This window comes from Xanthomonas sp. 10-10 (assembly GCF_040182365.1).
Lineage (GTDB): Bacteria > Pseudomonadota > Gammaproteobacteria > Xanthomonadales > Xanthomonadaceae > Xanthomonas > Xanthomonas arboricola_F.
Genome location: NZ_CP144460.1, coordinates 4100907 through 4126689, shown reverse-complemented (window position 1 = coordinate 4126689; position 25783 = coordinate 4100907). Strand labels below are relative to the sequence as shown.

Here is a 25783-nt window from a genome sequence, read left to right as displayed (position 1 = left end):
GGTTCAAACCGTGGCGCGATGCAGCAGTGCATCAGAAGTCGTACTGAAACCGGCCGGTCACCGCCAGCGTGTGATCGACCACCGCATTCATCGTGCGGTCGCGGTTGCGGCTGTCGATGACATTGAGCATCACGCGCAGATTGGGCTTGAAATACCAGTTGCCGCCCAGCGTCCACGACTGCGTGCTGGCATCGATGAAGTTGGGCTGTCCATCCAGGTGTTGGTCGCCACGCATGTAGTCGTAGCGCAGCGCCAGTTCGAACGCGCCGCTGGGCCGATTGGGCGTGGCGATACGGCTGAAACGCCCGGTCTTGCGGTCGTAGCCGCGCGACTCGCCGGTGACGAACCAGCTGACCAGGCCGTAGCTTGCCAGGACCTTGGCATGCTGGCTGCCATCGTCGAGCAGGCCGCCGCTGAATTCGCTCTGCCACGACCACGGGCCAAGTACCTCGGCATATTCCAGCGACCACTTGTCGAAGTCGGTATCGCGTCCGTCGGCAAAGCGCGCCAGGGTGATGCGGCTGTTATTGGCTAGGTCGTTTTCCGGGCGCGGGCGGATCAACAGCGATGCCGCACCGTCGCTGCCTGGATGCGAGTAGCGCTCATGCGCCAATGAAATGCCGAGGTGACGCAGCCGCGCTTGACCCATCTCCGGCGCAAAGGTCAGGCGTGTCCCCAGCGCGCCGCCCTTGGTGGAGGAGTTGTCGATGCTTTCCAGGCTGTAGAGCGCCGTGGACCAGGTGGCATCGGGGCGATTGGCCTGCCAGGAAATGGCCTTGCGATAGATCGGCGCCAGCGTGGTGGAGGCATAGCCACGTTCCAGAAACGGGCCATAGTTGGAACCGGTGCGATCGTCCAGCGAGAAGTACTGCTTGAACTGGCCCACGGTCAGCGTGCCGGCAGAAAACTTCCTGGCGATGTACACATCGCGCGCCAGGATGCCGCGGCTACCGGATTCGTATTGCAGGCCGGCAAATTCCGCCTCGGCCTTGTAGTTGAAGCCATAGAACTTGCCTGCCACATCCAGCCACACGCGACGGAACTGGGTGTCGTTGCGCTCGGGCGTGCCGCGTTCATCGTTGTCGAACACGGTGAAATCCCAGTGCACGCGCCCGCCCACCTCGGCAGTGACCGGGCCGGCGTCGTCGGCCGCGTGCGCCGCCGGTGCCAGGCAGATCGCAGCGCAGGCGGTGATGGCGCGCAGACGCAAGGTGTCGTTGCTCACAGACCCTCCCAGGTACATGTGTGAATCACGTTCAGCGATGCACCACGAGGACCGCCGTGGCGCGTTGGCTGCAGCCTAGTCCCACGAAGCTGTCATGGACCTGTCGTTGGGGCGGGAATGGGGAATCGGGAATGGGGAATCGCAAGAGCGGGATTGCGGCGGCGGGATTGCCGAGGCGGAAGAGCTTTTGGCCGCTAGGCCTGTTACCTTCCGGCCGCGACCCATCGCCGTTCCGATTCCCCATTCCCCATTCATGCGCCTGCTGCTAGTCGAAGACAATGCCGACCTCGCCGATGCCATCGTGCGGCGCATGCGCCGTAGCGGGCATGCGGTGGACTGGCAGGCCGACGGGTTGGCGGCGGCCAGCGTGCTGCGCTATCAGAGCTTCGATCTGGTGGTGCTGGATATCGGCCTGCCCAAGCTGGACGGATTGCGCGTGCTGGCCGGGATGCGCGAGCGTGGCGATACCACGCCGGTCTTGATGCTCACCGCGCGCGATGGCATCGAAGACCGCGTGCAGGCGCTGGATGTGGGCGCGGACGATTACCTGGGCAAGCCGTTCGATTTCCGCGAATTCGAGGCGCGTTGCCGTGTCTTGCTGCGGCGCAATCGCGGGCAGGCCAGCGAGGTGGTGCAGGTCGGCGGGTTCGTATTCGACAACGCTGCGCATACGGTGGTGCTCGATGGCGCGCCGATCGAACTGCCCAACCGCGAATACCGCCTGCTGGAAATCCTGATCGGGCGGTTGGGCCATGTGGTGGGCAAGGACGAGATCGGCAACGGGCTGTTCGGCTTCGACGACGATGCCGGGCCCAATGCGATCGAGCTGTACGTCGGCCGTCTGCGTCGCAAGCTGGCGGGCGCGCCGCTGCTCATCGTCACCGTGCGCGGCGCCGGCTACAAACTCGAAGAAGCCGACCCGCATGCGCCGGTGGAGCCGGGCAGCGATGGCTGAGCCGCTGACGGTGGCGCCTTCGATCCGGCGCACCTTGCTGCTGTATCTGGGCAGCCTGTCGCTGCTGGGCGCGGTGGTACTGTTCTTTGCCGCGCGCGATTACGGCGAGCGTGCGGCCAACCGCTCCTACGATCACCTGCTGGTGTCCTCGGCGCTGTCCATCATCGATAGCGTGGCGCTGGTCGGCGGCGATTGGCAGGTGGATCTGCCGTATGCCTCGCTGGATCTGCTGGGCATGGCGCCGGAAGATCGCGTGTTTTATCGCGTGTTCGATGCGCAAGGCCGCACCATCACCGGCGAAGACAGGTTGCCGCTGCCGGCGCGCGCGCCCGGCGACGAGCGCCCGGTCCTGTTCGATGCGCAGTACAGCGGCGAGCCGGTGCGCTTTGCGGTGGTGATGCATCGCGTTGCCTCGGCCTCCGAGCAGGGCGAAGTGCGCGTGCAGGTGGGCCAGACCCGGCGCGCGCGCGATGCGGTGGCACGCGACGTGGTGCTCAATGCCCTGGTCGCGATCGGCGTGTTGTCGCTGCTGTCGTTGGGGCTTGTGTGGTTGGGCGTGTACCGTGCCTTGCGTCCGTTGCAGCGCATCGAGCGCGACCTGTCGCGTCGCGAGCCATCGGATCTCAAGCCGCTCAACGTGCCGGCGCCGCAGGAAATGCAGTTGATGGTGACCGCGCTCAATCGTTTCATGGCGCGGCTGTCGTCCAGCAACGAGACCTTGCGCGCGTTCATGGCCGAAGCTGCGCACCAGATGCGCACGCCCCTGGCCGCGTTGCGCGCGCAGGCGCAGCTGGCCATGGACGACGACGATCCGCGCGACATGCAGCGCAGCCTGGCCGCGATCGAGCGCAACGCCAGCCACATGAGCCGCCTGCTCAATCAATTGCTCAGCGATGCCAGCGTGATCCATCGCTCGAATCTGCAGCGCTTTGCCACGGTGGATCTGGCCGAGGTGCTGCACCAGGCCTTGCACGAAGCGTTGCCGCGCGGCGAGGGCGCGCCGCGTGTGCGGCTGGCCATCGATCCGCAACCGGCGCTGCTGCGCGGGGATGCGTTGCTGCTGCGCGAAGCGCTCAAGAACCTGATCGATAACGCCTGCAAATACGGTGGCGGCGCGCCGTTGCAGGTAGCCTTGACCGGCGACGGCAACCACCACGTGCTGACCATCGCCGACCACGGGCCAGGCATTCCGGCTGCTGAAGCCGAGCGTGTATTCGAGCGTTTCGTGCGTGGGCCGGATGTCCCCGCCGGCGGCGCAGGCCTGGGGCTTGCCATCGTCAAGCGGGTGGTCGAGGCACATGGCGGGCGCATCGATCTGGCCAATCGCATCGGTGGCGGGTTGATCGCCTCGTTGCATTTCCCGGGAGGAACCGCGTGATGCGCAGGCTGTGGGCGATGGTGTTGCTGCTGGTGCACGGTCTGGCCTGGGCGGCGCCGGGCGATGTGCGGCGCTTTCCCGCACAGGGGCCGATGCAGGCGCAGCTGCGGGTGCAGGGGTCCACCGATCTGGAAGTGTTCGGCGCGGTCATTCAGGACTACCAACGCCTGCATCCGGGCACCGAGGTGATCTACGAGGATGTGATCGCCTGGGACATCTACGCGCGCTATCTGCATCCGGCCGCCAGTGCGCCCACTGCCGATATGTTGATCAGCGCCAGCATGGATCTGCAGACCAAGCTGGTGAACGATGGGCACGCGCTGGCCCACCGTTCCGCGCAGACCGAAGCGCTGCCGGCCTGGGCGCAATGGCGGCACGAGGTGTTCGGCATCAGCTATGAGCCGGTGGCCATCGTCTACAACACGCGCAAGCTCGATGCCTCCCGCGTCCCGCGCACGCGACGCCAGCTGCTGGCGTTGCTGCGTGCGCCGGATGCGCCGTTACGCGGCAAGGTGGGCACCTACGATGTGGAGCGCAGCGGGGTGGGCTACCTGTTCGCCACTCAGGACGGGCAGGTGGGCAGCATTGCCGGCGCGCTGCTGGCCGCGCTGGGCGCAAACCAGGTCAGGCTGGAAGAACGTACCGGCACCTTGCTCGACCGCGTCAGTCGCGGCGAGTTGCTGCTGGCCTACAACGTGCTCGGGTCCTACGCGCAGGCGCGTATCGATGCCGGCGCGCCGCTGGGTATCGTGCAGCCGCAGGACTACACGCTGGTGGCGCTGCGTACCGCGGTGATCCCCAAGACCGCACCGCATGCGCCGGAAGCACGCAGGTTTCTCGACTATCTGCTGTCGCCACGCGGGCAGCAGGTGCTCTCGCGCGAAGCGCGGCTGATGCCGATCCTGCCGGCCGCCGGTGGCCGGGGCGGCTCGGCACAACCGCCGTTCCGGCCGATTCCGCTCGGCCCCGGCCTGCTGGTGTATCTGGACAAGCTCAAGCGCCGCCAGTTTCTGGAAGCGTGGCGTGCGAGTACGCAGCCGCCGCGATAGGGCAGCGGCATCGTTGGCGCCCATGTGCCAGACTTGGCAGATGGCCGATCTCACCATTCTCGTCGCCGACGATCACCCGCTGTTCCGTGCCGCCGTGATCCACGTGCTGCAGCAGACCCTGCCGCAGGCGCAGGTGGTGGAAGCCTCCAGCGCCACCACGCTGAGTGCGATGCTGCGCGCGCACCCGCAGGCCGAGCTGGTGCTGCTGGACCTGGCCATGCCCGGTGCGCGCGGCTTCTCGGCGTTGCTGCATGTGCGCGGCGAGCATCCGGATATCCCGGTGGTGGTGATCTCCTCCAACGATCACCCGCGGGTGATCCGGCGCGCGCAGCAGTTCGGCGCGGCCGGTTTCATTCCCAAGTCCACGCCGGCCGAGACCATCGGCACCGCCGTGGCCAGCGTCCTGGACGGCGGCACCTGGTTTCCGCCGATGACCGCCGAGCGTTCGGAGGCCGACGCGCAACTGGCCGCCAAGCTGGCCCAGCTCACCCCGCAACAGTTCCGCGTGCTGCTGAGCCTGGCCGATGGCCTGCTCAACAAGCAGATTGCGCACGAACTCGGTCTGGCCGAGAACACCGTCAAGGTGCATGTCACCGCCATCCTGAAGAAGCTGGACTGCTACAGCCGCACGCAGGCAGCGGTGCTGGTCAAGGCGCTGGAGCCGGAAGGCGAGGGTTAACGCCTGCAAGACAGGTTGCGTGCGGGAAACCGCCGGTGGCGCGTGCAGACCAGGCGTGTGCGGGGCGCCTGGGCCAGGGCTTCAATCGCGTCGCGGCGCGGGCCGTGCGCCCCGAGCTGCTGTCGCCTGCCGGCGCGACAGCGCTGCGATTGTCTGGGGTGCCGCAAGGCGGGTTCATCACCGCGTGAGAGCGCGTAACCGCTGCATGCCCATGATGCGGAACACCCGCTCGGTCTGTGCGTCCACCACGGCGTTGACGGCGTCGGCGCCGTAGTCCGCGAAGTCGACAGTGGTACGCAGGGGCTTGGCGCCCCTGGGCAGCGCAAGCACGCGCGCGATCTCGTCGGCCACCGCCTGCACCGGGGCCTGCTGCCCGTCGCGAAACAGGCGGCGCAGGCCCGGTTCGTAGTTGTCCACTTCCGGCTGCACCGCCGCGTAGGCCTGTTCCATCGACTCGGCCGGGCGCACCGCGGTCTGGAAATGCGAGGTGCCATCCATGAAGGTACCGGGCATGACGATGGTCGTTTCGATCCCCAGCGGCTGCACTTCGTAGGCGGTGGTTTCGGCCACTGCGTCCAGCGCATATTTGCCGGCCACGTACGGCATCATGAAGGGCGCGACGATACGGGTGATGGTGCTGCCGACGTACAGCAACACGCCATCGCCTTTGCCTGCGCAGTTGCGGCAGTGCAGCGCGATTGAGCCGGTGCGCACCCACCGCATTGGTATTGAAGCTGTCGGCCAGCTGCTCCGGGGTGAAACCCTCGGCCATGCCGATGAACAGATGCGCGGCATTGTGGATCACCGCATCCAGTCGCCGGTGCGCGGCGATCATGCCATCGACCGCATCCTGGCACGACTGCGCATGGTGGATGTCCAGATCGACCACCTGCACGTAGCCACCGTGGTCGCTGGCGTAAGCCTCCAGCGCTTGCCTGCGCGCAGTGCTGCGGCTACGCGGGTCACGCACGCCTGCATGCATCGCGTAGCCGGCACGGATCAGCGTCTGCGCGGTCAGCAGGCCCATACCCGAGCCGGCGCCTGAAATCAGCACAGTCTTCATGGTGTCTCCTTGCTGAGGTGGATAGTTGCAAGCGGCGATCGCGAGGATGCCGCTGCGTCGACGCAGCTGGGCTCATTGCAGCCCGCATCGCCGCGCAGCGCGTGCGCCAGCGGCGGCGCAGCACTGGGTTGGCCGACCGTGTAGCCGATTGCGAGGATGCGCTGGAGGCTCAGTCCTGCCGTTGGCGATGCAAGATCATACCGCCGTGATGCAGTTCGTCCTGGGTGACGAACTGGCCATCGGCGGTGAATCCGCTGTCATCCCAATAGCGGATCGTGGAACCGGTAATGTCGTAACGGCCCTGGTAGGCGCTTTGGCGTGCATCGCGTGCTTCGTCGTAGCGACCGTTGGCCAACAGGGCCTGGCGGATCCTGCCATCACCGGTGACCCACATGCCGACGTAGGGGTGTGTCTGCATGGGGGTTGGCTCCGGCAAGGACGTGCGTGTCGGTGTTGCGGGCGGTGCAGTGGCGGCCATGGCAGCGGCATTGCAGGCGCCGGCTGTGCCGGCGCCAAGCGCCATGGCGACTGCGATGCTCATGCGCGTATCGGTCATCGGCGTGTCCTGCGTCTGAGTTGGGCGGAGGGGCGCTGCAGCACGGCGTCGTACGCGGGAAGATCCAGGAATGCATCCACTTCCACCGCCTTGCCGCCCTGCATGCGCAGGATCCACACGTAGCGGTTGCGGTAGCTTCCGCCGTCCGCCAGGTCGGCGGCGCCGTGCCATTGCACGATGACGTGGTCGCCGTCGGCCCACAGCCGCCGTTGCAACAGGACGCAGCGGCGAGGACAGGCGCTCGGTCAGCGGGCGCACGGCCCGTTCGATCAGCGCAGCGCGACCGTGGAGGGTGCCGGCGCTCGGGCCGGAGCCGTGGATGGTCCAGGCCACCTCCGGCGCCAGCAGCTCCTCGAAGAGGTTGCTGCCGCCGGCTTCCCAGCGTGCAAACGCTGCATCGACGATGCGCTTGTTGCACGGCTGCAGCGCCTGGTCGACACAGCGCTCGGTTGCGGCCGCCGGGGCGATCGGCCCGGCACCGGCGATGCACGCGGCCGCGATCAACAATGCCGCAGCGAAGGTGGAAGGTCTGCTCATGAGGTCACCCCCGGTCTCAGTGGCGCAGCTGCAGCGCGTGCGTGCCGTAGATCAGCTGCTGCGCCATCGGCCGCCCGATGAAGCGCTCCGGGAAGATCGGCGACAGGCCGCTGACCCGATCCAGGCGCGCCAGCTGGTCGTCGCTGAACTCGACCTCCAGCGCACCGAAGTTGTCCTCGGCCTGTTGCAGCGTGCGTGCACCCATCAGCGGCGAGACCACCGCCGGATCGCGCAAGGTCCAGGCAAGCGCCACTTGCGAACGCGAGGCGCCCAGCTCGTCGGCCACCGCACCGACCACATCGGCGATCTCCAGCGAGCGCGCGTTGAGATGCCCGGTCGAGGCGATCACGCCCTTGCGGCTGGTGGATACGTCCGCCGCGTTGTCGTCGGACAGATCCGCGCGGCTGTACTTGCCGGTCAGGATGCCGCCGCCCAGCGGCGACCACGGCAACACGCCCAGGCCCAGCTCGCGCGCCATCGGGAGCAACTCGTGTTCGACGGTGCGTTCGACCAGGCTGTATTCGATCTGCAGCGCCACCAAGGGCGACCAGCCACGCAGATCGGCAAGCGTCTGCAGCTGCGCCACGCGCCAGGCCGGCGTGTTGCAGATGCCGATGTACAGCACCTTGCCCGATTGCACCAGATGCTCCAGCCCGCGCATCACTTCGTCCGGCGAGGTCGTGAAGTCCCAGGCATGCAGATACAGCAGATCGATGCGATCGGTGTCCAGTTGTCGCAGGCTGGTCTCCACCGAGCGGATCAGGTTCAGACGATGATTGCCACCGGAGTTGATGTTGTGCGCATCGCGCGCCATGGTGAATTTGGTCGCCACCACAAAGCGCTCGCGATGCGGCTTGATCAGGCTGCCGACGATACGCTCGGCGCCACCGTTGGTGTAATTGACCGCAGTGTCGATGAAGTTGCCGCCGCGGTCTGCATACGCGTCGAAGATACGCTTGGCTTCGCCCGCATCCGCGCCCCAGCCCCATTCCTCACCGAAGGTCATGGTGCCCAGCGACAGCGGCGAGACGCGCAGCCCGGAGCGGCCGAGCAGGCGGTAGTGGTCCAGCGAAAGTGTCTGACTCATGCTTGGGATCTCCCGGTAGTGGCGTCGTGCGTCTTGCGATGCACTGTGCCGCGTGCAGTGGAGTCAGCGTGAGCCTGGTTATCCGGCATCCTTGCCTGATCGTCCGAATCGTCCACGCAGCATCGTCACGCAGCCGCAGCAGTGGCGTGCATGCATTGCAGCATTCGGTTCGAGGTGCGTGGGCGTGCCACGTCGATTGCAAGGCGCCAAGGAACACGTACGCGGTGGTCGCACGGCCCGCGCAGTGGGCGCGAGTATCAGAGACAACGGTGCGCCCTTCTGGGTCGGCGAGTAAGCGACCAGAGCGCCAGGATCTGCGACGTCGCTGCAGTGCCCTTGCCCGGCCAACCTCACGGGACACGCTGCAAGTACGTCCCTGTCAGCTCTGACGCGGCATCCATGCCGCGTAAGGTCGCGCGACGGTGGGCGGACAAGGATCAGTCGAGATGGTCGGTGTGCACGATTGCAGGCAGGACATGACGTGCGTTGGTTGAATAACGGCGTCTCCGCGCAGCTTCTCAAGCCAAGGCAAACGGCAGGCGGGCAGGCTTTCAATGAAGCAGCTGGCGAACTTTCTGGTGCGGTGTCCTCGCCGATTGCGGAACCGTAGGGCGGCATGGATGCCGCCACCGAGCCTACATGGACGTACTTGCGGCGTGTCCCGCGAGCGGCGAGGGCACCGCGCGCTCGACTCACCAAGCTTTTGATCGCCTCTACAGGCGCAGCAGCGCGCTTACGCAGGCTTCGCGTGCGCACGCTGCCGACAATCACGCTACGCCATCAAAAATCCAGCGAGTAACCCAGCGTAAACGTGCGGCCACGCCCGGCGAAATAGCGCAGCGGCTCGACCAGGGCCGATTGCGAGTAGTAGGTGATGTACTGCTTGTCGAACAGGTTGGACACGCCCATGCGCACTGCGCCACGCGGCAATGCGTAGTTGAAGGTCGCATCCACCAGCGTGTAGCCACTGAAGCGCTTGTCGGCCTCGTCGAAGGATTGGCTGAAGGCATGCTGGGCCTGCACGAACGAGGAGAGCTTGGGCGTCCACTGCGCCGACCACGAGGCGATCACCCGGTTGGGCGCCACGTTGAGCCCGTCCAGGCGCGCGTCCAGCTGCCCGTCGTTGTCGCTGTCGTAGCGGCCGCGGGTGTAGGCGTACGACAGGCGCAGCCGATGCGCCGCATCCAGGCGATACCCCAGGCTGGCGTCCACGCCCTGCACGCGGGTCTTTTCCCGGCTCATCATGAAGGCGCCGTTGATCGGCACCACGCGCGTGCCCAGGTCCGAGTTGGACTGGAAGTAGCTCAGGTCCGCATCGAAGGCGCCACGCGTGAGGCGGGTGCCCGCTTCCATGCTCTTGGTCAGGATGGGCTCCAGCGTGCTCAGGCTGGCCACGCGCGTGCCCGGGGTATTGATCGCGCGCAGCACGCGGCCCACGTCCGGCATGCCGAAGCCTTCGGAATAGCTGGTGAAAAAGCTCACACCTTCGAGCGGCGTGTAGACCAGGCCAGCGTTGTAGAGGGTCTGGTTGAAGTCGAGCGTGCCGCCTTCCACAGCGACCCGGTTGTAGCGCCACAGCGTCTGGTAGCTGTCGATCTTCAACTCGGCTTCTTCGCGGCGCACGCCGGCGTGCAGGGTCAGCGTGGGCAGCAGCTTGTATTCGCCCTGTACGAACAGCGACAGGTTGCGGTAGTCCGATTCGGGCACATAGGTACGCCCGGTGCCGTACAGATCCTGCTTGCCGGTGTCGGCCAGCAGGTCGACGCCGCCGGTGAGCTTGAGCCGGTTGTCGAGCAGGTCGTCCCTGGTCAGGCTGATCTTGCTGCCCCACTTGGAAGCGACCGAACGCGATTGGTCGTACAAGCTGCCGACCGGTGCAATGCGCGGATCCTGGAACGTGGACGAGTTGTCGGCGCCGAACAGCCCTTCGAATTCCTGGTTGAACACCATCGCGCTCAGCTGCATGCCGGCCAGATCGTCGTGGGTGTAGGACAGGCTGGAGGTCAGCACGTCGTTCCACGGCGCGGTGCCCTGCGGGGTGCCGCGCACCGAGGTGGTGGGCAGGCCTTGCGCACGGTTGCCGGGGATGCCGATGTAGTCGTTGTCGTTCTTGATGCGGTAGCGGTTGACGCTGACGCTCAGGCGCTGGGTGTTGGTGAGCGCGTAGCCGAGCTTGGCCAGCACGTCGTAGCTCTTGGATGTCATCAGGTCGCCCTGGGTGTTGTCGGCGCCGATCGGCCGGCCTTCTCCATCGACATACAGGCCCTGGTCGCTGTAGCTGGCCGAGAACAGGTAATCGAGTTTGTCCGAGCGGCCGTCCACGCGGTAGCGGGTCTCGGCGCTGGTGGTTTCCGCGCGCGTCTCGGACGTGGGCGCGGTGGCCTGCATGTCGATGTGCTGGTTGAGCGAGCCGTCCTGCGGGCGCCGGGTGATGATGTTGATGGTGCCGCCGGTGGCGCCCAGCCCGTTGATCGCGTTGGCACCCTGGATCACCTCGATGCGCTCGACCATCGCATAGTCGATGGTGTGCGCTTCGCGCCCGGTGGGGCGGATCGGGTTGGACTGCGGCACGCCGTCGATCAGGATCAATGGCGTGCGCCCGCGCAGGGTTTCGCCGCTGCCGTTCATCTTGCCGCGGCTGGGCGTGTACGAGGGAATCAGGTTGGCGAGCACGTCGGAGGAATTGCTGGAGATCGTCAGCTGCTGCTGGATCTGCGCCTTGTCGATGATCAGCACCGTCTGCGGCGACTCGGCCACGGTCATGTTGGAGCGCGAGGCGGCCACCACCACGGTGTCCAGGGTGTCGGTGACGTCCGATTGGGCGGATGCGGTTGCGGAGGCGAACAGGCAAAGGGTGGCAACGAACGGCATGCCGGCCGATCCATGGGCGGAAAGCTTCATCGAGTAAGAACTCCAAGGCGCCGATGGAGCACGCGACATGCTCCGCGACGCAAAGTGAAAGTCAAATGGGAATCGTTCTCGATATTCTAGCAGGTGCCGTCGTCCGGCGACCGCATACTGCGGCTGGATGTGCGCGCGGGCATCGCGCCGACTTCCATGCAATCGCTGAGCGCGATTTGCAGATCTGCGCGCTGCGTTGGCAGCGCGCGCTGGAGTGGGCGATGGCGCTGCTGCTTGTCCACTCCCACTGACGCAAGGCGGTTCCGACCATGCGCTTACCGTGCGGATCAGATTGAAACGACGATCGCCGCCAGAACGGCTGTTGTGCGCACCACAACCGATGTCAGGGCCTGGGCCGGTAGACCACGATGCCCTGCGTGCGGGCGACGTACTCCATGAACGGCGAGTCCACGACCTTTTCGTTTTCCGGGCGCGATGAGGCATTGCGCAACACCGGGCCCCGGTCGGTCATGACGAAGATGCCGACATGGCTGACATCCAGCCCGGGCGCCGGCGAGTACCTGCCCACATAGTCGCCGGTGCGCAGTTGCCGGACGATAGTGCTGTCCACATCGGTGGCCGGGATGTAGGTGATGGACCGCTGCACCAGCGGCAATCTGGGCAGATAGTTGCTGCCGTCGGCTTTGAGGTTGAGTGTCTTGTCCACGCGCACGGCCCTGGGGCCGAGCGTTGCGGTGATGTCGTCGGCAAGCGGGTAGGGACGTGCGACCCAGTCCGAAAAGAAGTGCTTGCGCGAGGTGAAGCCGATGACGCCATCGACGTAGCGGGTGAGGATCACGCGATCGACGAAGTCCTGCTGCGAATGGGCGTGGCGCGCCGCTTCGACATAGTCCAGATAGGTGAAGCAATCCAGGCCCCTGAAGTCGATGATCAGCCGCTCCGGCATGGTAGCCGAGCCCTGCAGCATGTTGGCCTGATACGGCGTGCCGAGAAATTCCGCCGAGATCAGCTTGATCAGATGCCCCTGACTCACGCCGCGATGCGTGGATGCCTGGTGCAGCACGCGGTCCAGGGTCCGCAGCGTGGACGGGTCCATGTCCGCGCGCACCGGGCCGGAGGGCGGCACGGTCGCCGATGGCGTGGACGCGTGCACGGGCAGATCCGCCGCGCAGCCTGCGGCAAGCAACGCGGTCAACATCATGGCGGCAGGCCTGAACATGGGGGCTCCAATGTCCTGGGGGGAGAACAACCGGCAGCTGAGGGATGCACGATGGAGATGCGAGCAGCAACCCACGCGCAAGCACTGTAGCGCCATCGCGAAGGCAGGCCTGGAACGGCGCGCACTTCGGTACGCTGAAACGATCCGGCGACGCTCGGCCCACAACGTGCAGCGCCAGGATTCGCTGCACAACACGCGTGCAGTGGCGCGGCAGGTGCGGCCTTTCAGCGGTGATCAGCTACGCCCGACGCACAGGCTTGACCTGTTTGTCGAGACGGCTGACTGCGCAGCTCACCCACGTCGCAACAACATCTGCGTCATCAACGCACGCAGGGCCGGTGGCCGCACCGGCTTGGCCAGGAACCCCCAGCCCAGGTCGAGCGCATGTTCGCGCAGGGCCGGGTCGGGTTCGGCGGTGACCAGGATGACGCGCGGTTCGCGCTGCCAGCGTTCCACCAGCTGCGGCAGCAACATGGGGCCGTAGTGCGCGCCCATGCGCACATCCAGCAGCAGCAGTTCCGGCGCGTCGTCGGCGCCTGCGCCGGCAAGCGCTTCGTCCGGGCCGCCGGAAAAATCCACGCGGCATTCCCAGCGTTCCAGCAGGGCACGGGTGGCCTCGCAGACACGCGGGTCGTCGTCCACGCACCACACCCGGCAACCGTGCAGGATGGGGTCGTTGCCGTGTTCGGTGGTGGCGGTGGGAGGCGGCAACCGCGTGGCGATGGCGGCGCGTTCGCCCAGCGGCACGCTGACCGAAAACACGCTGCCGCTGCCCAACGTTGAACGCAGGCCGATGCGGTGCCCCAGCAGGCGGCCGATGCGTTCGACGATCGCCAGCCCCAGCCCGGCGCCGCGGTCGTTGGCCACACCATCGTCCAGGCGGCGGAATTCTTCGAAGATTTCGTGCTGCAAGGCGTCTGGAATGCCGGGACCCTGGTCGTGCACTTCGATGCGCAACCAGCCGCCGCGCCGACGGCAACCGATCAGCACACGCCCGCGCGGGGTGTAACGGATCGCGTTGGACAGGAAATTCTGCAGGATGCGGCGCAGCAGGGTTTCGTCGCTCAGCACCACCGCCGATGTCGGCACCCACTCCAGCACCAGGCCGCGGTCTTCGGCCAGGATGCCGAACTCGCGCGCCAGCGTTTCCACCAGGGGAGCCAGTGCGAAGTCGCGCACCTGCGTCTTCAGGCTGCCGGCTTCCAGGCGCGAGATGTCCAGCAGGCTGTTGAGGATGGCGTCCTGCGCGGCGAGGGCGCCGTCGATGTTGTCGACCACGCGTGCACTGCCGGTCTCGCGCACCTGCCCGCGCAATACCGACACGAACATGCGCGCGGCATTGAGCGGCTGCAGCAGGTCGTGGACTGCCGAGGCGACAAAGCGGGTCTTGTAGCGGTTGGCGCTTTCGGCCTCGCGCTTGGCGGCGGCCAGATCGCGGGTGCGCTCGGCCACGCGATGCTCCAGCGCATCGGCCAGCGAGCGCAGTTCGCGCGCGGCGTTCTTGTAGCTGGTGATGTCGGCGTAGCTGGTGACGAACCCGCCATCGGGCAGCGGGTTGCCACGGATCTCCAGCACCGTGCCGTCTTCCTTTTCGCTTTCGCGCATATGCGGCTTGCCGCTGCGCAGGTGGTTGAGCCGTCGCTCGATGGCCGCCTCGATCGGTCCCGGCCCCAGCAGCCCGCGGCGGGCATTGAAGCGGAACAGGTCTTCGATCGGGCGGCCGATCTTGAGCAACTCCGGCGGGAAGCGGAACAGCTCCACGTAGCGCGAATTCCACGCCACCAGATTGAGCGCCTCGTCGATCACCACCACGCCCTGCGGCAGATGTTCCAGGCTGCGGCTCAGGCCGGCGTTGGACTGCTGCGCGGCCGTGACGACACCGTCCTGGGCGGTGCGCAGTTCTTCGGCGTGTTGCTGCAGCAGGGTTTCCAGCTCATGCCGGCTGCGCTGACGCAGCGCCGACAGCCGCCGACGCTGCTGCACGAACAACCACAGCAGCGCCAACGCCAGCCAGGCACCGGCAGCGGCAATGGCCGCAGCGCGCCCGGCAGCGGCGCTGGCGCGGGTGTCGTGCAGCAGATGCAGGCGCCAGCCGCTTTCGGGGACTTCCAGCGTCTGCCACAGCACTGGCGCGGCCAGTGGCGGGTCGCGCACCTCGGCCAGTACACCGCCGTTGCCGGTCTGCTCGATCAACCGCCGACGCAGCGGCAGCAGTCCTTGATTGGCGTACTGGCGGGTGCTCTGCAACTCGCTGCGATCGCGCGGGGTGAGTGGCGCCAGCATGCGGTAGCGCCAGCTGGCGCGGCTGGCCAGAAACACCACGCCATGCGCATCGGAGGCCAGCACGATATCCGGGGTCTGCAGCCATTCGCGCTCCAGTGCGGCCAGCGCGATCTTGATCACCACCACGCCCTGCACCTGGCCGTCAGCGTCGACGATGGCCTGTGACAGGAAGTAGCCCGGTTCGCTGGTGGTCATGCCGATGCCGTAAAAACTGCCGCTACCGGTGGCCAGCGCCTGCTGGTAATACGGGCGGAAGGCGTAATCCACCCCGACATTGCTGCGCACCGCGCGCCAGTTGCTGGCCGCCAGCGCAATGCCGCTGCGGTCGATCAGCGTCAGCGTGGACGATTGGGTGACGTTGTTGGCAAGTTCGAGCTTGCGATTGAGTTGCTGCACGTGCGCGGGCGACAGCGGGCCGGCGACCGCCGCGCGCAGTTCCGGGTCCAGCGCCAGGATCTGCGGCAGGGTGCGATAGCGGTCGATGCGTTGTTGCAGCGCCTGCGCGTACAGACGCAGCTGCCGGCGCACAGTGGCGCTTTCCTCGCGCAAGGCGTTCTGTTCGACGAAGTGTCCGGCTGCCAGCATGGCCACGACCATCCCGCCCAGCACGATGACCAGGGTGAGCAGCAGGCGGCGGCGTTGCGAGGCATACATGCCGGCAAGTATGGCGGTCTGCTCCCGCACGCGCAGCCATCGCCTGACCGTGTGCCTGCCGCCCAAGCGCGGTAGCGAGCAGTCGTGAGGTGAATGTGGATAGCGTGGAGGGACCGGAGTGCATGCGTGGTCCATGCCGCAGCGCGCACCCGCCGCGCCCGGCTGGCGGTGAGCGCCGTCGTTTTGCTGGCTGCCCTGAACGACAACGGCCGCACCCGTGACAGGATGCGGCCGTCTCGGAACGGCTGCTGCCATTGGCAACGACAGCAGCCCAGTGCGCGGCACCGCATTGCCCGCGCGCTGGAATGCCGCAGCGCTGCTTAGAACTGCACCTGCGCGCGCAGCTCCATCACGTGCGGGGTTTCATGCACGCCATTGCGCGAGGAATCCACCCAGCTGTAGTTGGCCTGGAACTTGAAATGGCTGGTGAGGTACCAGTTGGCGCCGATGGTGGTGTCGTGCTGACGGCCGCCGTGGACGTTGTTGTCTTCCAGATTCAGGCGGCTGTAGCGGGCGGTCAGTTCGACTGCGCCGTAGTCGTGTGCGGGCTTGATGTTGCCCGGCACGCCGCCGGCATAGCTGCGCGACTCGCCGGTCAGCGACCAGGTGCCGTACACGTACTGGCCCTGCGCGATGAAGTGCGGCAGGTTGTCGTTACGCGCCACTTCGGCACGCAGCGCTTCGCTCTGCAACGAGAACGGGCCATTGATCCAGACCGCTTCCACGCCGGTGCGGATCACGTGGTCCACATCGAGGATGGTGCCGGTGTCGATCAGACGCACGTCGGTCAGGCCGGCTTCCGGGCGCGCGCGCAGGCGCACGCGCGGGCTGAACGAGACGCCGCGGCCGTCGCTGAAACCACGCGGGTTTTCCACCGAGCCGGCGATGCCCAGATGCAGCACGTTGCCTTCGGCCTTGAACGGGGTCCACGCCGCATGCACGGCCTGGGTGGTGCCGGGGTTGTCGCCCTGTAGATCCTTGCCGCCGTAGGCGCCGGCCTGCAACAGGTACTGCTGACGCTCCAGGGTCCACTCCACGCCGGTACGCCGGCCCTGGAACACCGCCTGCACCGGCAGGCCCAGCTCCATGAAGCTGCCCGCACGCGAGCTCTGCACCGCTTCCAGACCCACCGGCACCTTCATGTAGCCCAGCCGCACGCGGCCGTAGTCCTGGCCCAGCAGCGCCTTGGTCTCGAAGCGGTAGAACACGTCCAGCCACAGCTTGGCTTCGAAGTCGAAGTACACCATGGCGTCGTAGACGCCCTTCTTCTTGATGGTGGCGCCGAATTCCTTGCGGCGGAAATCGGTGCGGTCCTCCAGGCGGTCGTCGCCGGAAAAGTTGTTGTCGTCGTAGGCGTAGTTGCCGGTCAGGCCCAGCTCGGTGCCATCACCGAAGGTGTACTTGGTGGGCCAGTTTTCGATCGAGGTGGCTGCATTGGCAGCGGCGGGGACGATGGCAATGGCCAACGCCAGGACAAGCGGATTGAGGCGCATAGGAGTGGTCTTCGGCAATGAAAGGGGCCGGGCGTCCTGCCATGGCGGTCGCACTGAACAGCTTCAGCAAGCGCGCAGGTTCCGGACGGCCAACAACACAGGAATCGGTGTCTGCGTTAAACGGAATTAACGGCCGGTGGCGGCGCGGCTGAAGTGTAAGGCGACGTTCAGCCCGCCGACAGTGCGTAGTACCAATGGGCTATCGGCCCGGGCTGCGACGTACGGCCAGAATGCCCGCACCGGGTGCCTGCTCAGGCACCCTCCAGTTCCCTCGGAGTGGTGTCATGCACATCAGCAAGCCTGCCGGCCCCTTGCCGGCGCCCGTTCCCTTTTACCGTCAGCTGTATTTCCAGGTAGTGGTGGCGATCGTCCTGGGTGCCCTGCTGGGCCATTTCGAGCCGGCCTTCGCCGAAAGCCTCAAGCCGCTGGGCGATGCCTTCATCAAGCTGGTGAAGATGATCATCGCCCCGGTGATCTTCCTGACCATCGTCACCGGCATCGCCGGCATGACCCACCTCAAGACGGTGGGCCGGGTCTTCGCCAAGGCGATGACCTACTTCCTGTTCTTCTCCACGCTGGCGTTGATCGTGGGCATGATCGTGGCGCACGTGGTGCAGCCCGGCGCCGGCATGAACATCAACCCGGCCGAGCTGGACCAGAGCGCGGTCAATACCTACGTGCAGAAGTCGCACGAGCTGAGCCTGGTCGGCTTTTTGATGGACATCATCCCGGCCACGCTGATCAGCGCGTTCGTCGATGGCAACATCCTGCAGGTGCTGTTTGTGGCGGTGCTGTTCGGCATCGCGCTGGCCCTGGTCGGCGAGCGTGGCCGCCCGGTGCTGAGCTTCCTGGAAGCGCTGACCGCGCCGGTGTTCCGCCTGGTGCACATCCTGATGAAGGCCGCGCCGATCGGTGCATTCGGTGCGATCGCCTTCACCATCGGCAAGTACGGGGTGGAATCGCTGGTCAATCTGGCCTGGCTGGTGGGCTCGTTTTACCTGACCTCGCTGTTCTTCGTGCTGGTGATCCTGGGCATCGTCTGCCGGTTGTGCGGCTTTTCGGTGCTCAAGCTGATCCGCTACCTCAAGGCCGAACTGCTGCTGGTGCTGGGCACCTCCTCGTCGGAGTCGGCGCTGCCGTCGCTGATGGAGAAGATGGAAAAGGCCGGCTGCCAGAAGTCGGTGGTGGGCCTGGTGGTGCCGACCGGCTACTCGTTCAATCTGGATGGCACCAACATCTACATGACCCTGGCCGCCTTGTTCATCGCCCAGGCCACCAACGTGGACCTGACCCTGGGCCAGCAGATCACCCTGCTGGCGGTGGCGATGCTCAGCTCCAAGGGCGCGGCCGGCGTGACCGGCGCCGGCTTCATCACCCTGGCCGCCACGCTGTCGGTGGTGCCGGACGTGCCGGTGGCCGGCATGGCGCTGATCCTGGGCGTGGACCGCTTCATGAGCGAGTGCCGCTCGCTGACCAACTTCATCGGCAACGCGGTCGCCACGGTGGTGGTGTCGCGCTGGGAAAATGCGCTGGACCGCGACCAGCTCAAGCTGGTGCTGGATGGCGGCTCGCCGCCGCTGCAGGCACCGGTGGCCTCGACCGACGTCGTCGCCCCGATCAGCGCGCGCTGATGCTTCCTACGGCCCTGTTTTCTGTCGGCGCTGCCGGCAGGATGCAGGGCCGTTTTTGCTTTGAGCCAGACCCTGGCCGCAGTGCACGACGCGCTGCAACATGCGATTTCCCTGCCGCGGCGACAGCTGCGCGACAGGCCCTTGTTCAGGCAGGAGGGTAGAATTCAGCCCTCCTGCGCCTTCGAGACCCACAACGCCGATGTCCAACGACGACTTCAAACAGGCCGCCCTCGACTACCACCGCCAGCAGCCGGCCGGCAAGATCAAGGTCACCGCGACCAAGCCGATGCTGACCCAGCGCGATCTGTCGCTGGCGTATTCGCCGGGCGTGGCCTTCGCCTGCGAGGCGATCGTCGAGGAACCCACCCAGGCCAGCGAGCTCACCGCGCGCGGCAATCTGGTGGCGGTGATCACCAACGGCACCGCCGTGCTGGGCCTGGGCAACATCGGCCCGCTGGCCTCCAAGCCGGTGATGGAAGGCAAGGGCGTGCTGTTCCAGAAGTTCGCCGGCATCGACGTGTTCGACATCGAGATCAACGAGAACGACCCGGACAAGCTGGTCGACATCATCGCCAGCCTGGAGCCGACCTTCGGCGGTATCAACCTGGAGGACATCAAGGCGCCGGAGTGCTTCATCGTCGAGCGCAAGCTGCGCGAGCGCATGAACATCCCGGTGTTCCATGACGACCAGCACGGCACCGCGATCATCGTCGGCGCCGCCGTGCTCAACGCGCTGGTGGTCACCGGCAAGAAGATCGAAGAGGTCAAGCTGGCCACCACCGGCATGGGCGCAGCCGGCATCTCCTGCGTCAACATGCTGGTCTCGCTGGGCCTGAAGCCGGAGAACATCCTGGCGCTGGACCGCGACGGCGTGATCCACACCGGCCGCACCGACCTGGACCCGGACAAGCAGCGCTACGCGCGCGACACCGACAAGCGCACCCTGGCCGAGATCGTCGAGGGCGCGGACATCTTCCTGGGCCTGTCGGCGGCCGGCATCCTCAAGCCGGAGATGGTCGCCAGCATGGCGCGCCAGCCGGTGATCTTCGCGCTGGCCAATCCCAATCCGGAAATCACCCCGGAAGCGGCCAAGGCGGTGCGTCCGGATTGCATCATCGGCACCGGCCGCTCGGACTACCCGAACCAGATCAACAACGTGCTGTGCTTCCCGTATCTGTTCCGCGGCGCGCTGGACGTGGGCGCCACCGGCATCAACGAGGAAATGAAGATTGCCTGCGTCAAGGCGATTGCGGCGATGGCGCGGCGCGAGGCCTCCGACCTGGGCGCGGCCTACGGCGGCGAGACCCCGAGTTTCGGCCCGGAATACCTGATTCCGCGTCCGCTGGACCCGCGCCTGCTGGTGGAGCTGTCGTCCGCCGTTGCGCAGGCGGCGATGGACTCGGGCGTGGCCACGCGCCCGATCACCGACATGGAGGCCTACCGCGACAAGCTCGGCCAGTTCGTCTACCGCACCAGCCTGATGATGAAGCCGGTCTACGACCGCGCGCGCGCCGACAAGCAGCGCGTGGTGTATGCCGAGGGCGAAGAGGAAGTGGTGCTGCGCGCGGTGCAGAACGTGGTCGACGAAGGCCTGGCGTTCCCGATCCTGATCGGCCGCCCGGACGTGATCGAAGCGCGTATCGAACGCATGGGGTTGCGCCTGACCGCCGGGGTGGATTTCGAGATCACCAACATCCTCGACGACCCCCGCTTCAACGATTACTGGCAGTACTACCACGCGCTTACCGAGCGTCGTGGCGTGACCGTCACCGCCGCCAAGGAACTGATGCGCTCGCGTCCGACCCTGATCGCCGCGGTGATGGTGGCGCGCGGCGAAGCCGATGCGATGCTGTCGGGTGTGGTCGGCCGCTTCCACAAGAAGCTGGGCTACGCCCGCAGCGTGATTCCGCTGGAACCGCGGGTGAGCTCCACCTCGGCGATGACCGGCGTGATCAACCAGCTGGGCGTGTTCTTCTTCCTGGATACGCATGTGCAGGAAGACCCGACCGTGGAGCAGGTGGTCGAAGCCACGCTGCAGGCTGCATACCGCCTGAAGCTGTTCGGCATCGAGCCCAACATCGCGCTGCTGTCGCACTCCAACTTCGGCAGCCACGACTCGCGCGATGCGCTGAAGATGCGCCAGGTACGCGAGGCCCTGCTCAAGCGCAAGCCCGAGCTCAACATCGACGGCGAAATGCAGGGCGACACCGCCTGGGACGAAGCGCTGCGCAAGCAGATCATGCCCAACAGCACGCTCAAGGGCCGCGCCAACCTGTTCGTGCTGCCGAACCTGGAAGCGGCCAACATCGCCTACAACCTGGTGCGCGTGTTCACCGACGGCGTGGCGATCGGCCCGATCCTGATGGGCATCTCCAAGCCGGTGCACATCCTCACCACCAGCGCCACCTCGCGCCGGGTGATGAACATGACCGCGATCGCGGCGGTAGACGCGCAGATCCGCAGGCAGCGCGATGCCGAGAAGATCGCTAGCGAAAAGAGCGGTAGCTGAGATCCGCCCACCAGGAAAACACCGAATACCTGCCCGCTAGCGGCACTACACGCACCGCTCCAAAGCCCCTCTCCCCCCGGGGCGACAAGGCACTGCTTGCGCGCCACTGGCACGCGTGCCTTGAAGCGCCCGCGCCGCAAGCGCGGGCCGGGGCGCGGAGCGGGGGTTGGGGTGAGGGTACGGTTCACCTGAGCTGCCGACCTTGCAGCGGGACCTAGCTCCGGCGGCAGTCACGCGAATCTAGGTCGCACGCGTGCACGGTAGCCACGTGCCCTCAAAAAGCCGTGCGCCGTCGATTCGATAAACCTCTGCCTCTCGATAGACCTCCGCCTCAACGCACCGCAGGCTCCGCCCCCAACAACTCGATCTCCGCCAGCTGCACCTTCGCAGGCGCGTTGAATCGCAGCCGATACTCGGCATAGACGCCAGGGGTGGCAATACGAAACGGCCGCGTCTGCAACGGCCATTCGAATGTCTCCTCACGGCGCTGATCGACCACCTTCCACGCACCATCAGCCATGCGTGCCTCCAGCGTCCATCCACTGGACGCAATGGCCGCATTGCCGTTGGTCAGCGTGTAGAGCGTCGGCGTGCCGCGCGCCATGCCACTGAGCGTCAGCGTCGATGTCGATGCAACTGCAGCGACCGTTCCCGCATAGTCGTCATGCAGGGCAGCGACCTCGCCACCATCGGCTAGCGTGATGCGCGCCGTTTCTCCGAGCACATCGCGCAGTGGGGCAGGGCGCTTGCCCGCAGGGGTCAGCGACGGTGGCGAATCGTCCGGCCCGGTGCCCCAGCGCGAGGGCGTCGGCCCCATCACGAAGTCCAGCGTCGCGCCCTTGGCGATGTCTGCATGCGGCAACCAGGTCTTGCGCCAAGGCTTGCCGTTGACCTTGAGCGATTGCACGTACACGTTTTGCGGCGAATTCTGCGGCGCATTGACCACCAGCGTGCCGCCATTGGGCAGACGCACGCTGGCATGCTTGAACAGCGGTGAGCCGATCACGTATTCCGGCGCGCCCATGCGCAACGGATACAGGCCCAGTGCCGCGAACAGATACCACGCCGACATCTCGCCGTTGTCTTCGTCGCCGGCATAGCCCTGGCCGATCTCGCTCCCCAAATACAGGCGTGACAGGATCTCGCGCGTCAGTTGCTGGGTTTTCCACGGTTGCCCGGCGAACAGATACATCCACGGGATATGGTGTGCGGTCTGGTTGCTGTGCGCATACATGCCCATGCGCACGTCGCGCGCCTCGGTCATTTCGTGGATGGTGTCGCCGTAAGAGCCGGCGAACCTGGCCTCGGCGGTTTCGGGGGTGGCGAAGAACGTATCCAGCTTCGCTGCCAAACCGGCGCGTCCTCCATACAACGCGGCCAGGCCTTGCCCATCGTGCGGTGCGGTGAACGCAAACGTCCAGCCGCTGGATTCGGTGTAGTCGTTGCCCCAGACGCGCGGATCGTAGTGCGCCGCATCCACGCGCCAGCTTCCATCGACGTTGCGTCCCTGGAAAAAGCCGATCGCCGGGTCGAACAATGCCGCGTATCCCGCTGCCCGCTGCCGGAAATACAGCGCCTCGGTTGCATACCGCTCGCGCACCTTGGCCGTGGTCGCCTGCCTGGCCAACGCGTCGGCCATGTTGGCGATGCCGAAGTCGTTGAGCGCGCCTTCCATCGACCACGACATACCTTCGTGGGTGTCGGTATCGACGTAGCCGCGGAAGGTCGAGCGCGCCATGCCCTTGCGGCCCACGTGGCGATCCGGCGCCACCACGGTCGCGTTCTTGAGCGCAGCCGCGTATGCCTCGGCCGGATCGAAGCCTTGCACGCCCTTCAGCCAGGCATCGGCAAACGCCACATCGGAACTGGTGCCGACCATCAGGTCGGCATAGCCGGGCGAAGACCAGCGCGCAATCCATCCTCCTGCACGCGCTTGTTCGACAAAGCCCTGCACGAGGCGTCCGGCATCGTCGGGCGTAAACAGCGCATACGCCGGCCATGCGGTGCGAAAGGTGTCCCACAGCCCGTTGTTGACGTAAACCTGGCCATCGCGGATCGGTGCAAAACTGCGCGCCGCGCTGCCCTCGATGTTGTCGTCCGACCAGCTGTTCTGGCTTGCGTAACGCCAATCCGGCGCGTCGTTGCTTGCTGCGTTTTCATGCGCGGAGTTCGGGTACAGATGCAGCCGATAGAGATTGGAATACAGCGTGGTCTTCTGGTCGGCAGTCGCATCGGGCACGTCGAGCCGCCCCAGCAACGCATCCCAGGCGTCCTGCGCTTGCGCGGCGATCTGCTCGAAGGACGCCTGCGGTGCGATCTCCAACGCCAGATTGTGTCTGGCCTGCTCGAGCGAGATCAGCGAGGTGGCGATGCGCATCTGCACCTGGCGCGTCGTGCCCGCATCGAACTTGATCCAGCCGGTGGGCCGCCCGGTATCGATGCGGCCACTGGCCGTCCACGGCCGATCGAAGCGTGCATACACGTACATGCGCGTTGCACCGGTCGACAGCCCGCTGCGCACATCGGTGTAGCCGGACAATGTCTGCGTCGCGGCATCCAGGTGTAGCCCGCCGCGCGCATCCACATTGTCGAACAACAGATTGGCATCGCCGTGATCCGGGAAGCGAAAGCGCAACAGCGCCGCGTGATCGGTCGGAGCGATGTCGGCGTGCAGGCCATTGTCGAACTGCACCGCGTAGCGATAGGGGCGTGCTACTTCATTGACATGCGAAAACGCCAGCGCACGCTTGCTGCGATCGGCTTCCGGCACGCCCGCGCCAAGCGAGGGCATGACCTGAAAGGTCTGCCGGTCGCCCATCCACGGACTGGGTTGGTGACTCAGCGACAGCGCCTGCAGGCGTGGCCGGTTGTCGGCGTCGTTGTGCTCGTTCCAGCGGTACAACCAGGTCAGCGTCCCCGCATCGGTTACCGGCGTCCAGAAGTTGAACCCATGCGGCACCGCCGTCGCAGGAAAATTATTGCCGCGCGAGAACGTGCCATTGGACTGCGTGCCGCGCGTGGTCAACACCCAATCCGATGGGCGCGCCGGCGTCGGTAGCGGCGCATCGCCCAGCGCGATGTCGTCGATCCAGCCGGCAGCCGATGCGCCCGGCGGTTGTGCGATGTCGAGCTCGATCGCACGCACGCGGCGCCCGCGCAGCCCGGCCACCTCGCCCAGGCGTACTTGCTTGCGCGCCCACTGCTGCGGATACAAGGTCTTCGATTGCCCCTGCGCCCGCGCGCCCATCGCAACGCCATGCTGGTCCAGCGCCGACGTGGCGGACAACCGCGTGCCATCGTCGAAGACCAGATCCAGCGACACGTAGGTCGAGGCAACATGATCGGCGCCGACGCTTTCCGGAAGCACCATCCACGACAGCGTTGTGTCCGCACCGACCGCGATGTCGGTGCTGAACAGGCGGATGCGGTGGTGTGCGCCGCCAAGGCTGTAGCGCAAGGCGTGGGCGCCGCTGTAGCCCGCCTCCGGCTTGGCGGCGAAGGGGGTGTTGGGGCCGGTGCCGACAGCCACAGCGAGGTGCTGCGCCGCGTCCGTGATGGGCGCGGGCTCTCCTGGCTCGAACGAGGTGGAGAACGCCGGTGGCGTGCCTGCCCGGGCCATCTGCGGCGTCGAAACGAGGAGCGACGCAAGCAGGCTGGCGTGTGCAATGACGGATCGAATCACGTTAGGCGGGTCCTTAACTAAGGTGCTGCGACGGGCGGGTGCGGCGGGAGCGGGATGGATGCATGGTCAACTGCGGCGCTCGCGCCATCACCGACGACAAGGCGCCCCGATGCTGGTCAAAGATGCCCGGACAGGCAAGCGAGCGCGGCCAGATCGCTGCGCGCGCGGCTGCGATCGGCATCGCTGTCTTCGGGTGCGCTTGAGCAAGGTCGCGTCCTGCAGCAATTCCGTCCGCACGCAGCGCTGTCGGACATGGTCCCGGTGCGATGCATCGGGAGTGGTCACCGGGCGGGTTTTGTATGACTATCCAGAGGTCGACGATCAAGGCAAATGACATGGAGCAGGCACAATGAAGTGGTCGATGGGTCTCAGGAGCGCCGTGGTGGCCGCCAGCATGCTGCTGTCGGGCTGTGCAAGTGACGATTGGGCGACGGTGGACGCGTCGTCTCCGCCTGCCGATTGCCTGGTGGGCAACGACGATGGCCCGGTGGCGCCGGCTGGCGCCACCGGTGCGCGCAGCCAGCACGATTCGCGCTGCGATCCCGCCAGGCGAGCGGAGTCCACCGGCATGCGTGCCGACCCGATCAAGCCGAACTTCGGCAAGCGGAACCAGTGAGGCGCCAAGCGGCGTGCTGCGGCACCGATCGGTGCCGCGGCCGCTCTTGCAACGGCCAGCGCTGCTAGAATGCTGGCCGTTCCCCACCGCTTGCGATGTACGCCATGAGCCAGACCGCCACCGCGCCCGCCAATGCCGAAAAGCGTTACACCGTGCAGCGGGCAGACCTGCCGCTGAGCTGCCCGACGCCGCAGATGGCGCTGTGGAACTCGCATCCGCGTGTGTACCTGCCGATCGAGGACGAACCCAACAGCGAGGCCAAGTGCCCGTACTGCGGCGCGTTGTTCGTGCTCGCCGACTGATCC

At 66.4% G+C, this 25783-nt stretch carries 16 protein-coding genes and 3 pseudogenes; 8 read left to right on the top strand and 11 right to left on the bottom strand.

Annotated features, from left to right (window positions below; genetic code table 11):
* Positions 1-31: 31 nt before the first annotated feature.
* The gene (locus tag VZ068_RS17255; protein WP_259156428.1) at positions 32-1225 is read right to left on the bottom strand and encodes an OprO/OprP family phosphate-selective porin; all 1194 of its coding nucleotides are present in this window, start codon (positions 1223-1225) and stop codon (positions 32-34) included.
* A 253-nt stretch (positions 1226-1478) separates the two neighbouring features.
* On the opposite strand from VZ068_RS17255, the gene VZ068_RS17250 reads away from it, so the two are divergent.
* From VZ068_RS17250 to VZ068_RS17235, 4 genes are read left to right on the top strand one after another with little or no spacing between them, the layout of a single operon-like run.
* Positions 1479-2180, top strand: a complete 702-nt coding sequence (locus VZ068_RS17250) for a response regulator transcription factor (protein WP_349655973.1) — start codon at positions 1479-1481, stop codon at positions 2178-2180.
* A complete protein-coding gene (locus tag VZ068_RS17245) occupies positions 2173-3558 on the top strand; it encodes a sensor histidine kinase N-terminal domain-containing protein (protein WP_349655972.1) in 1386 nt (461 codons plus the stop codon). Before VZ068_RS17250 ends, VZ068_RS17245 begins: the two co-directional genes overlap by 8 nt.
* A complete protein-coding gene (locus VZ068_RS17240; protein WP_349655971.1) occupies positions 3558-4607 on the top strand; it encodes an ABC transporter substrate-binding protein in 1050 nt (349 codons plus the stop codon). Before VZ068_RS17245 ends, VZ068_RS17240 begins: the two co-directional genes overlap by 1 nt.
* A 40-nt stretch (positions 4608-4647) precedes the next feature.
* Complete coding sequence (locus VZ068_RS17235) at positions 4648-5286, top strand: response regulator transcription factor (protein ID WP_259156419.1); 639 nt, start codon at positions 4648-4650, stop codon at positions 5284-5286.
* A 177-nt stretch (positions 5287-5463) separates the two neighbouring features.
* Here the strand turns inward: VZ068_RS17235 and VZ068_RS17230 are convergent, their stop codons facing one another.
* From VZ068_RS17230 to VZ068_RS17190, 9 genes and pseudogenes are all read right to left on the bottom strand, one after another.
* Complete coding sequence (locus VZ068_RS17230; RefSeq protein ID WP_349655970.1) at positions 5464-5943, bottom strand: hypothetical protein; 480 nt, start codon at positions 5941-5943, stop codon at positions 5464-5466.
* 64 nt (positions 5944-6007) lie between these two features.
* Positions 6008-6313, bottom strand: a pseudogene (locus VZ068_RS17225) (SDR family NAD(P)-dependent oxidoreductase); the annotation flags it as partial.
* 205 nt (positions 6314-6518) lie between these two features.
* Entirely contained in the window at positions 6519-6890 is a 372-nt protein-coding gene (locus VZ068_RS17220; RefSeq protein ID WP_349657745.1) for an Atu4866 domain-containing protein, read from the bottom strand.
* Between the two features lie 11 nt (positions 6891-6901).
* Positions 6902-7442: pseudogene (locus tag VZ068_RS17215) on the bottom strand (nuclear transport factor 2 family protein).
* 16 nt (positions 7443-7458) lie between these two features.
* Complete coding sequence (locus VZ068_RS17210) at positions 7459-8529, bottom strand: aldo/keto reductase (RefSeq protein WP_349655969.1); 1071 nt, start codon at positions 8527-8529, stop codon at positions 7459-7461.
* A gap of 780 nt (positions 8530-9309) precedes the next feature.
* A complete protein-coding gene (locus VZ068_RS17205) occupies positions 9310-11430 on the bottom strand; it encodes a TonB-dependent receptor (RefSeq protein ID WP_349655968.1) in 2121 nt (706 codons plus the stop codon).
* A gap of 343 nt (positions 11431-11773) precedes the next feature.
* Entirely contained in the window at positions 11774-12610 is an 837-nt protein-coding gene (locus VZ068_RS17200) for a DUF1460 domain-containing protein (RefSeq protein ID WP_349655967.1), read from the bottom strand.
* A gap of 291 nt (positions 12611-12901) precedes the next feature.
* Positions 12902-15547: a PAS-domain containing protein gene (locus VZ068_RS17195; RefSeq protein WP_349657744.1), complete on the bottom strand. Its 2646-nt coding sequence runs from the start codon at positions 15545-15547 to the stop codon at positions 12902-12904.
* A gap of 320 nt (positions 15548-15867) precedes the next feature.
* Positions 15868-17040 (bottom strand): OprO/OprP family phosphate-selective porin, encoded by a 1173-nt coding sequence (locus tag VZ068_RS17190; RefSeq protein ID WP_259156410.1) that lies wholly within the window; start codon positions 17038-17040, stop codon positions 15868-15870.
* A gap of 284 nt (positions 17041-17324) precedes the next feature.
* On the opposite strand from VZ068_RS17190, the gene VZ068_RS17185 reads away from it, so the two are divergent.
* The gene (locus tag VZ068_RS17185; RefSeq protein WP_259156409.1) at positions 17325-18671 is read left to right on the top strand and encodes a dicarboxylate/amino acid:cation symporter; all 1347 of its coding nucleotides are present in this window, start codon (positions 17325-17327) and stop codon (positions 18669-18671) included.
* 199 nt (positions 18672-18870) lie between these two features.
* Entirely contained in the window at positions 18871-21180 is a 2310-nt protein-coding gene (locus VZ068_RS17180) for an NADP-dependent malic enzyme (RefSeq protein ID WP_259162926.1), read from the top strand.
* Positions 21181-21511: 331 nt separating this feature from the next.
* Here the strand turns inward: VZ068_RS17180 and VZ068_RS17175 are convergent.
* Positions 21512-24772, bottom strand: a pseudogene (locus tag VZ068_RS17175) (GH92 family glycosyl hydrolase); the annotation flags it as partial.
* A gap of 451 nt (positions 24773-25223) precedes the next feature.
* Between VZ068_RS17175 and VZ068_RS17170 the strand changes: the two are divergent.
* Positions 25224-25478, top strand: a complete 255-nt coding sequence (locus tag VZ068_RS17170; protein ID WP_259162910.1) for a hypothetical protein — start codon at positions 25224-25226, stop codon at positions 25476-25478.
* A gap of 104 nt (positions 25479-25582) precedes the next feature.
* Positions 25583-25780 carry a zinc-finger domain-containing protein gene (locus VZ068_RS17165; protein WP_259162906.1) on the top strand — a complete coding sequence of 66 codons (198 nt, stop codon included), beginning with the start codon at positions 25583-25585 and terminating at the stop codon, positions 25778-25780.
* The last annotated feature ends 3 nt before the right edge of the window (positions 25781-25783 follow it).